At 71.4% G+C, this 8,868-nt stretch carries 10 protein-coding genes; 3 read left to right on the top strand and 7 right to left on the bottom strand.

Annotated features, from left to right (window positions below):
• The 3 genes from I8N67_RS44165 to I8N67_RS10080 form a co-directional block, all read right to left on the bottom strand.
• Positions 1 to 213: helix-turn-helix domain-containing protein (locus I8N67_RS44165; RefSeq protein WP_200302317.1), on the bottom strand; the 213-nt coding region annotated here is incomplete at its 3' end.
• A gap of 635 nt (positions 214 to 848) precedes the next feature.
• Positions 849 to 1,178 carry a DUF8825 domain-containing protein gene (locus tag I8N67_RS10085; protein WP_200302315.1) on the bottom strand — a complete coding sequence of 110 codons (330 nt, stop codon included), beginning with the start codon at positions 1,176 to 1,178 and terminating at the stop codon, positions 849 to 851.
• Between the two features lie 138 nt (positions 1,179 to 1,316).
• On the bottom strand, positions 1,317 to 2,006 hold the full coding sequence (locus I8N67_RS10080) for a DUF4232 domain-containing protein (protein ID WP_200302312.1): 690 nt from the start codon (positions 2,004 to 2,006) through the stop codon (positions 1,317 to 1,319).
• 207 nt (positions 2,007 to 2,213) lie between these two features.
• Between I8N67_RS10080 and I8N67_RS10075 the strand changes: the two genes are divergently transcribed.
• A complete protein-coding gene (locus tag I8N67_RS10075; protein WP_200302311.1) occupies positions 2,214 to 3,143 on the top strand; it encodes a LysR family transcriptional regulator in 930 nt (309 codons plus the stop codon).
• 27 nt (positions 3,144 to 3,170) lie between these two features.
• Here I8N67_RS10075 and I8N67_RS10070 read toward each other — a convergent pair whose 3' ends face one another.
• Entirely contained in the window at positions 3,171 to 4,091 is a 921-nt protein-coding gene (locus I8N67_RS10070; protein ID WP_200302309.1) for a ketopantoate reductase family protein, read from the bottom strand.
• Between the two features lie 191 nt (positions 4,092 to 4,282).
• Here I8N67_RS10070 and I8N67_RS10065 point away from each other — a divergent pair, with 191 nt between their 5' ends.
• Entirely contained in the window at positions 4,283 to 4,501 is a 219-nt protein-coding gene (locus I8N67_RS10065) for a DUF2277 domain-containing protein (RefSeq protein WP_200302307.1), read from the top strand.
• Positions 4,502 to 4,659: 158 nt separating this feature from the next.
• Here the strand turns inward: I8N67_RS10065 and I8N67_RS10060 are convergent, their stop codons facing one another.
• Complete coding sequence (locus I8N67_RS10060) at positions 4,660 to 5,271, bottom strand: DedA family protein (RefSeq protein ID WP_200302305.1); 612 nt, start codon at positions 5,269 to 5,271, stop codon at positions 4,660 to 4,662.
• 200 nt (positions 5,272 to 5,471) lie between these two features.
• On the opposite strand from I8N67_RS10060, the gene I8N67_RS10055 reads away from it, so the two are divergent.
• Positions 5,472 to 6,056, top strand: a complete 585-nt coding sequence (locus I8N67_RS10055; RefSeq protein WP_200302303.1) for a superoxide dismutase family protein — start codon at positions 5,472 to 5,474, stop codon at positions 6,054 to 6,056.
• Between the two features lie 69 nt (positions 6,057 to 6,125).
• Here I8N67_RS10055 and I8N67_RS10050 read toward each other — a convergent pair whose 3' ends face one another.
• On the bottom strand, positions 6,126 to 6,581 hold the full coding sequence (locus I8N67_RS10050; protein ID WP_200302301.1) for a DoxX family protein: 456 nt from the start codon (positions 6,579 to 6,581) through the stop codon (positions 6,126 to 6,128).
• A gap of 86 nt (positions 6,582 to 6,667) precedes the next feature.
• The gene (locus I8N67_RS10045; protein ID WP_234045387.1) at positions 6,668 to 8,725 is read right to left on the bottom strand and encodes an FAD/NAD(P)-binding protein; all 2,058 of its coding nucleotides are present in this window, start codon (positions 8,723 to 8,725) and stop codon (positions 6,668 to 6,670) included.
• Between the last annotated feature and the right edge of the window lie 143 nt (positions 8,726 to 8,868).

The following is an 8,868-nucleotide window of genomic DNA, read 5'->3' as shown; positions in this document are numbered from 1 at the left end:
ACCGAGGACGCGGGCGATCGCGTTGAGCGTGTCCAGCGTGGGGTTGGCTCGGCCGGCCTCGATGTCCTGGTAGTAGCTCCGGTTCAGGGGGATGGCGAGGAAGACGGCGTCCTGGGTGAAGTCGCGGTGTAGGCGGGCCCGTTGGATGCACCTGCCGATGCGTTCGCGTTCGCGGAGGAGCCATGGGTCGGTGTCGGGCGGGTGGCTGGGCACTCGACAGAGGCTCTGACCTGCGGGATCATATGTCAGCCTGGTGACATCAGGCTTTTTATGATCAAGAGTGGCATGGGTGGAGACTCTCGGGGCACATGCAGTTCGGGGTGTCGAAGCGGTGCCAGGCACGGCAAAGCCCTGCGGCGTTATGGCATATGCCGCAGGGCTAGATGTAATGTGCATAAATCGAACGCACGTTCACTCGAATGAGTGAGTGACTACCGAGGGCAAGCCCTGTTAGACATAGAGCCAACCCCCCACCCCCTCATCGTGCCGGGCCTCCTGGCAGGGCGGCCCCCTCCACAGGGGTCCGGCACACAGCGTCCCCCGACTGCTCCGGCGGTCGGGGGACGCGCGCAATATCGCTCTCCACCTGCGCGAACACCCCGGACGGGTGGGAGCGAGACGGGAGTGGATCACAGGCATGGAAGCGACGCGAACCGACCCGAGCCGACGCGAAGCAACTCCGAATGCGCGACGGCTGCCCAGGTCGGCGCACTACAGGCCTCCCACCAGCACCGCAACAAGCTGCGAACCTACTCTTACAAGCAGGATGTCGGCGGTTCGAAACCGTCCATGCCCACCAGGACGAAGACCGAAGACCCCGGCCGAGCACGGCCGGGGTCTTCGTCGTCTCAGTCCTCCCCGCCGGTGTGCTTCAGCCAGGTGCGGGCGTCGACCTTCTCCTCCGTGGCGATCTCGGCCCAGAAGCGGTGGCAGCTCACGAAGACGGCCAGCTCTCGCTCACGTTCGCGGAGCTTCTCGACCTCCGCCTGTTCGTCGGGGGTCCAGCCGGGGGAGGCGGGGCGTTCGACCTTGCGCCAGCCGTTGGCGTCGCTGAAACCGTCCAGGGGTTCGACCGACCAGGGCAGCCGCTTCAGCAGGGCCAGGAGCTCGGCCCGGACCTGATGCAGCTCCTCCTGGCCGGCGAGGAGGTCACTGGGGAAGTCATAGGTCTTGGCCACGCGGCAATGGTACGCCTGTTCGATTTTGGGATGCGAGTTTCTTCAGTCAATTCGGGCACGGCTCGTGCTCAGCACGGGCACGGCTCGTGCTGAGCGCTTCAGCAGGCCGCGGGGAAGTGGCTGCCGGACCGAGGTTCGTCAGGACGACATGATGAAGCGCAGGGCGAGGCCGGAGGCCGTCATCCAGTACGTGACGCGGGCGCCGTCGTCGAACGCCGCCACGCCGGGCAGGTCGACGTCGGTCGGCTCGCTTGCCTCGCTGCCGAGTTCGGGGCCCTGGAGGCTGATGGGGATGGTGTCCGTGTCGTACGTGTCCATGCCGCCGCTGTTGACGAGCAGAGCGGCGTACGCCTCCTCACCCGGAGCGAGGGCGAAGGGCTCGTCCTCGCTGTCCTTGATCACGGCGACCGGGGCCTTGGCGCCGGCGAACTTCATGTAGGGGTAGTGGTAGACGTTGCACTTCTTGTCGCCGGCGTTGGTGACGGTGAGGAGGAGGTGCCTGAGGCTGTCGCCCTCCTCGTCCTGGCTCGTGGCGGAGAACGAGACGTCGTCTGCGGAGCAGGCGGCGATGGTGGTGCTGTCGCCGTTGTCGCCGTTGTCGCCGTTGTCGCCGTTGTCGTCCCCGCCGTCGTCGCTTCCGCCGTTGCCCGAACCGCCGCCGGGCTTCGGCGAGCTCGTCGCGCTCGGCCGGTCCGAGGACTTGGCGTCGTCCGAGCCGTCGGCCGCGCTCGGCTCGCACGCCGTGGACGCGAGCAGCGCGGCGACCGCCGTGGCCCCGAGGGCGTAGGACTTCCAGCCTCTGTGGCTCTTGCGGGCAGCAGGATTCATGGTGTTCCCCCGTGGTCGGCCGTGGGCGGCCGCTCTCGACTTCGGATGACAAGCCGAGCTTGCGACACGAACTGCCTTCAACGCGCCTGCCGCACAGGTCTGTTACCCATCACGTGCATGGAAGGGGCGGTTCCGCCAAGAGATCACAGAGGCGTGGCCGTTTGGGGACGCGTGTCACCCAAGGTTGCCCTTGGGTATCGTCGCTTCATGACCCTCGACGATCTCCGTGTCTTCGTCGCCGTGTGCCGGGCCGGGAGCCTCAGCGCGGTCGCCCGTGAGCTGGGCTGTACGCAGTCGGCGGTGAGTCAGCATGTGCGGCGGCTGGAGCGGGAGGTCGGGGTCGGGCTGGTGGAGCGGCAGGCGCGGGGGGTCGTGCCCACCCGGGCCGGGCGGGTGCTCCAGGATGCGGCGGCAGAGGGCATCACCGGGCTCGACCTCGCGCTGCGGCGGCTCGCCGACCTGGTGCGCGGCGACGCCGGTGTCGTACGGATCGCCACCGGCGGCACCACCGTGCGGCACTTCATGGCGCAGGGCATCGTCGACTTCCGGCGGTCGTACCCGGACGTGGTCCTGGAGTTCCAGACCGTACGGTCCAGCGCCGGGTGCGTCGACGCGCTGGCCGACCCCGCCCGCGACCTCGACCTGTCGTGGCTGACCCTCGGGCCCGCCGTCCGCGGCATCGAACAGCGGGCCGTGGCGGAGCTGCCCTGGGTGCTCGCCGTACGCGCCGACGACGAACTCGCCGGGCGGGAGCGGATCGAGGGCAAGGAGCTGGCCGGGATGCGGCTCATCGGACTGCCGGAGAACTCCACCTCCTACGCCCATCTCGCCGCCGCCTACGGGGGGTTGGGCATCACCACCAACTCGTCCGGTGCCGGGGTCGCCGACTGGGACACCGCGATCCTCCTCGCCGAACTCGGCGTCGGCCCGGCTGTCGTCCCCGCCCTCCCGGGCTGGACCGGCCCCGGCCACGCCGGACTCCGCTTCGTCCCGGTCCCCGACCTGCCGCCGCTCACCGTCGGCTGGGCCGTACGGCGCTGGGAGGCGCTGTCCCCGCCGGCCCGCGCCTTCGCCGACACGGTGGCGCGGCACGCGGTGCGGGTGGGGGGTGGGGTGCGGGCGGTGGCCGAGGGGTGAGGGGGTCGGGGGCGGGCGTTCGGTGGCTCAGTCGGGTGTCCCGGCTGCCGTCCGGAGTTCCGTCACCACCTTCGTCGCCACGGGGACCCGTACGCAGTGTCGTTCCGCCGCGCGGAGCAACGCCCCGCCGATCGCGTCCAGTTCGAGGGGGCGGCCGGCCTCGGCGTCGCGTTGCATGGAGGACTTCGTGGCGGGCGGGAAGGCGTCGTAGCGGCGCAGGGTCTCGGCCGGGTCCACAGGGGCGCCGGCGGCCGTGCCGACCGCCGCCGTCTCCTCTACCAGGGCCGTCAGTTCCTCGCGGTGGTGGGTGCGGATCTCGCCGAGAGGCAGGCCGTGGCGGGTCGTCAGCAGGGCGAACGGGGCCAGGAACGACATCTTCGCCCACAGCACCGCCGTCTCGTCCGCCAGCAGGCGGGTGGTCACGCCGGACCATTCCAGGGCCCCGGCAAGGGAGTTGAGGCGGGCGCGGGGGGCCGCGTCGCCGGTGAGGTCGACCTCCGCGAAGGGGCTGCCGTGCTCGATGACGCCCGGGGTCACGCGGGTCGACTCGACGCGGATGGTGGCCGGGGCGACGTGGGCGGCCGTGCCGCCGTAGTGGGCGCGGAGAAGTGCCGGGTGTTCCACGCCGTTCAGGAACGGGACGATCAGGGTTTCGGGGGTGAGGGCTGTCGGCGGGAGGCGGTGCAGGGCCGGCGCCAGCGTTGTGTGTTTCACCGTGATCAGGGCCGCGTCGACCGGTTCGCGGAGTTCGGTGGCGGATTCCACGTGGGTGGTGAACTCTCCGAAGCGGGGGCTTGTCACCTGGATGCCGGTCTTCTCCAGGGTCTGTGCCGTTTCCTCTCCGGCCAGGCAGATCACTCTGTGGCCGGTGCGGGCCAGTAGGGCGGCCAGCAGGCCGCCTACTCCGCCCGGGCCCAGTACCGCCACCGTGAGGCGTTCGTCCGACATGGTCCCCTCGTTTCCGCCGGTCTCGTCCTGTCCTTCGCGGCCGGCCCTCGTGATGATCACAAGAGGTAGAGGGTGTAGTCAATCCTCGGGTCGGCTTGCTGAGGGGCAAGTGGATGCTTGGGTGTTTGGGGGTATGGGTGCTTGGTTTTTGAGGCCTTGGGGTGTGCGCGCGGGGCTGCGAGACTGGGGGCATGTGCCGCAGCATCAAGACCCTTCGACCGCCGGTCCTTCCCGAAGAGGCCACTGAGGACGAGATCCGGGCTGCCGCCCTTCAGTACGTTCGGAAGGTGTCCGGGTTTCGTGCGCCCGCCGCGCACAATCGCGAGGTGTTCGACCGGGCGGTCGATGCGGTCACGGTTGCTACGGCGGAGTTGTTGGCGGGGTTGGAGGTGCGGGGCGCCGGCCGCTGAGGCCAGCAGCTTTCCTCGCCCCCGCCGCCCCTACCCGTCCCATCCCCAGGGGCGCTGCCCCTGCTACCCCGGTTCTTCGGCTGCGGGTCGGTGGGGGCTTGTCGCGCAGTTCCCCGCGCCCCTAAACGAAGGCATGGGGCGCAGCCCCTGGTCGGCGGTTACGCGTTCAGGTGGGGGCGGCGCATGAAGTATGCCGCTGCCGCGCCCGCGCCGAAGAGGGCCGCGAGAGAGACGGCCGTGGCGAGCCAGGTCGGGCCGAGCCACTGCGCGCCGAGGTAGCCGAGGGCGACGCTGTAGGCCGCCCAGGCGACACCGGCGAGAGCGGACCAGGGGAGGAAGTCGCGGGCGCGATGCCGGGCGGCGCCGGCGCCGAGGGAGACGACGGAGCGGCCCGCGGGGGCGAAGCGGGCGATGACGACGAGGAGACCGCCGCCCCGGGCCAGCGCGGCGCCGAGACGTTCCTGCGCGGTCGTCAGACGACGGGAGCGCGCGATCGCACGGTCGAGCCGCTCGCTGCCCCGCCAGGCCAGCCGGTACGCCACCAGATCGCCGAGCACGGACGCGGTCGCCGCCGAGAGCATCAGCACCAGGATGTCGGGGACCTCGGGGGCCATCGCCCCCGCCGCCGTCTCCGCCGCGGCCGCCGTCGCCACCGCGACGACCAGGACACCGCTCGGCAGGACCGGCAGGAACACGTCCAGGACGATGGACGCGGCCACGACGGCGTAGATCCATGGGCCGGCGGCCAGCCAACCCAGACTCTCAAGCACCGAGCACTCTCCTGTTTTCCCCCGGATGCCACGGCGACCCGTGACAGCCGAACAGCGTACGCCCCGGGTATGACACACGGCTCACAGGGGCTCATGTGTCTGTCATATCGTGTTCATTCGGTGGCGGGCCGCCCGCCGATGGCGTACCAGTGGGGCAGGAGCGGAGGGGATCAGGGGGATCGACCGAGGAGTTGACAGCGATGGTGGCAGGCATGGTCCTCGCCCTCACAACGGCCCTGCTCACCGCCACCGGCGGCACCAGTAGCAGCACCAGTACCAGCATCGGTACCGGCTCTCCCGACGGTTACTGGATGCGGACCGACGCGCGCTTCGCGCCGCCCATGGCCCTCGTTCCGTCGGCGGCGGTGACGTACGACATGGAGCTCGTCCCGGCGGCCGGCTGGATCGAGGTGCGGCAGCACACGGCGGCGGGTGGTGCGACGGCCGTGGGGTTGCGGGTGACGGGTCTGCGGCCGGGGCACGCGTACGGGGCGCATGTGCATCAGAAGCCGTGCGGGGCCGCGCCGGGGGACGCGGGCGGGCACTACCAGCACCGGCCGGCCCACGACCCGGCGCACACGGCGGACGCGGTCAGCGCCGAGAACGAGGTGTGGCTGGACTTCACGGCCGACGCGGCCGGTGCGGGGAAGGCCGGGGCCAGGCACACGTGGGGGTTCCGGATGGGCGAGGCCGCCTCGGTCGTGCTGCATGACCGGCCGGGGAACTCGGGAGCACGGGTCGCCTGCTTCACCGTGCCGTTCGGATGGGCCGCCGGGGGCGGATGACACACCCGGCGACCCAACTGCTCGCCGAGTCAGGCCGAGTCAGGCCGAGTCAGACCGAATCGGGCCTGGTCAGGCCGTCACCGGTGCCTTGCTCGGGGCGGTCCTGTCCGCGGACGCGGCCTGGCGCCTGCCGAAGAGCCGGTCGAGGCCGAGCGCGCCGGAGCCGGTGAAGACCAGGAGGAACATGGCCCAGCAGTAGAGGGCCGCGCCCTCGCCGCCGTTCTCGATCGGGAACAGGCCACCCGGCTGGTGGACCTTGAAGTACGCGTAAGCCATGGAGCCCGAGGCGACGAACGCCGCGACGCGGGTGCCGAGGCCGAGGAGGACCAGGGCGCCGCCGACGAGTTCGATGACGGCCGCGTACCAGCCGGGCCAGGTGCCGGCGGCGACGGTGCCGCCCTGGCCGTCGGCGCCGCCCAGCACGCCGAAGAGGCTGCGGGCGCCGTGGCAGGTGAAGAGCAGGCCGACGACGATGCGGAAGAGACCGAGGACGTATGGCTGGGCGCTGTTGAGGCGTCCGGTCATGTGGGGGACTCCTTCGGTGGTGAACCCGGTCCTCGTGGGACCAGTGGGGACGGTTGTTACCGGTGAGTCATCCACGTTAGGTAGACCTAATCGATGCTTGCAAGTTCAACATCTGGCCAGCTCTTTGCCTGCGCTTGAGGAGCTTTTTCGCATGTCGCCGCACGTAGAACCGCTCGCGCCACGGCATCCGCATCCGAAAGGGTGACTGAATCCACTCCTGGCCGGGCGCCCGCCGCCGTCACCCAGTGGACCCCTTCGGTGGGCACCCCGAAGGCGAACCGCCGGTCGTGCGCGGCGCCTCGACGGTCGATCAGCCGGTACGGCCGAGGTGTTACGTCCAGCCCTCCCGTCTCGTAACCGTTCGTCCGGTGCGGGCGGCAGCCGCCCGTCTTCAGCAGGCCGGCGAGGAGGTCGTCGGCGGTCCTGCGCAGATCCGGTTCCGGGAGGCGGGCCTCGACGACCGTCGTCACCCGGACGGCCGAGCCCGGCACCTCGGGCGAGTACGCCAGCCAGGTCCCCTCCCCCTCCCCCTCCCCCTCCCCCTCCCCCTCCCCGTTCCCGTCCCCGCCCTCTGGCCGCAGCTCCAGGCGCGGACCGAGCACCGTCAGTACGCCCGCCTCGATCAGCGCGGACATCTCCTCGATACGGCTGCGGGGCGGGCCGATGGACAGGAACGCGTTCAGCGGGGTGTACCAGCGGTCCAGATGCTCCCGGCGCGACGCGCCCGGCAGCCCGCCGTGGTCCACGATCAGCCGCAGCTCGTTCCGCAGGTCCCGCAGCACGTCGAGCGCCGCCTTCACCGGCCCCTCGGCATTCCCGAGCGCGGCCTGCGCGGCGTCCTCCCGCAGATACCCCAGCAGCCAGCCCCGCCACGCCTCCGGATCCGCGAACTCCCGTCCCGTATACGGCCGCGAGACCCGGTCCCACGACCAGCGGTCACCCTCCCCGATCCCGAACTCGTCCAGGACGGCGGCCTCTTGGGGTGAGCGGTACGGCACGGCGAGAAAACGGTCGCGGAAGCGGTCACGAAAGCGGTCACGCAAAGGAGCGGCCGCCACCGGCGACCCCTCGTCCGCCGTCAGCGCCTCCTCGTACGCCCCCAACACCCCCTCGTAATAGACCGTTTCGACCTCCTTCGCCACCAACGGCCATATCTCCGCGAGGAAGTCTGGCGCCTCCCCGGAGTCCGCGCGTTTGCGGAAGCCCGCGATCACCTCGGGGGTGAGGACGAGCGGGGTGTGACGGCCGTAGGGGCCCTTGGCGTTGTCGCCGCGCGCCTGGTACGGGACGCCGCGCCGGGAGCCGGCGTACAGGCGTGGCTCGCGCCCCGAGGGGACGTATCTCAGCCGCCTCCGCTCGCCCGCCCGCTCGCCTCCCCGCTCGTCGTATACGAAGGAGCCGCCCCGGCCGGTCGTCAGCAGGGCCATGTGGTCGAAGAAGTTGAGGCCGAGGCCGCGCAGGAGGACCGGTTCGTCCGGGGCGATGGGGGAGAGGTCGAGGTCGGCCGGGTTGGCGGGCGGGAAGTGGCGCAGGCCGTGGCGGGCGGCGTACGCGGTGAGGTGCCGTTCCGCCTGGTCCGGCACCGTCGGGAGGTGGCCCTGGGTGAGGACCACGGCGGCGAGGTCGGTGAGGACGCGGCCGGTGGCGAGCGTGAGCCGCTGGCCGCCGTCGGGGGTCTCGTCGAGTCGGACCGCCCGGCTGCGGTGGACCTCCACCCGGATGCCGGGCGGCGCCCCGCGCACCACCTCGGCGAAGACCCACTCCAGGTAACGGCCGTACCGGGCCCGGGTCGGATAGTCGTCCGGCCCGAGGGCGTCCAAGCCGCTCATGGCGCCCGCAGCGCCCGTCGCCCACTCGTACAGGCTCGGCCCCGGGCGTATCGGCCCCGAGCAGTCCACGCTCTCGTCGGTGAAGAGGGTGACCTGGCAGGCCACGGTGTTCATCAGCAGGTGGGGGGACTGGTCGGTGCGCCACACCTGGCCCGGGCCCGGCGGCGCGGGATCGACGACATGGACGGTCAGACGGGCACCGGGCGGGAGCAGTTCGGGGGCGCAGGCGCAGAGCCGTTCCAGGACGCTGGTGCCGCGCGGGCCGGCGCCGACGAGAGCGACGCTTATGTCACTGATCCCTGACACATCGGACAAAGGGGTAACTCCCGTGCGTGTGGGGCGGCGTCGTGGGGCGCGGCGCGGCGGACCGCCGCCGGGAAGCGGACGGTCCGCCTCATCATGCCGTCGTACGTCACGGGAACAGAGTCCCGGGCCCTCTCGGGGACACCGCGTGTGGG

The sequence above is a fragment of the Streptomyces adelaidensis genome, assembly GCF_016598475.1.
In the GTDB taxonomy this organism is placed as follows: Bacteria; Actinomycetota; Actinomycetes; order Streptomycetales; family Streptomycetaceae; genus Streptomyces; species Streptomyces adelaidensis.
The sequence above is the reverse complement of the archived record's forward strand: the minus strand, read 5'-3'. Positions and strand labels throughout refer to the sequence as shown.